Origin of the sequence: Bacillus cereus group sp. BfR-BA-01349, from assembly GCF_022663795.1 — a bacterium.
Lineage (GTDB): Bacteria > Bacillota > Bacilli > Bacillales > Bacillaceae_G > Bacillus_A > Bacillus_A cereus.
The window spans coordinates 1-202 of the sequence record NZ_JAKUGE010000135.1; the positions used below are offsets into that span (position 1 = coordinate 1).

Here is a 202-nt window from a genome sequence, read left to right on the forward strand (position 1 = left end):
ATCCCGTACGGGTCACCACTTTTGGAGGATTAGCTCAGCTGGGAGAGCACCTGCCTTACAAGCAGGGGGTCGGCGGTTCGATCCCGTCATCCTCCACCATATATATTTAAAATGTCGGAGGGGTAGCGAAGTGGCTAAACGCGGCGGACTGTAAATCCGCTCCTTCGGGTTCGGCAGTTCGAATCTGCCCCCCTCCACCATT

The 202-nt window shown here is 55.9% G+C and carries 2 tRNA genes; both read left to right on the forward strand.

Annotated elements, in window-relative coordinates:
* Window positions 1-23: 23 nt before the first annotated feature.
* Window positions 24-99 (forward strand) — tRNA-Val (locus MR169_RS28125).
* Window positions 100-116: 17 nt separating this feature from the next.
* Window positions 117-200: transfer RNA gene (locus MR169_RS28130), tRNA-Tyr, on the forward strand.
* Window positions 201-202 lie beyond the last annotated feature (2 nt).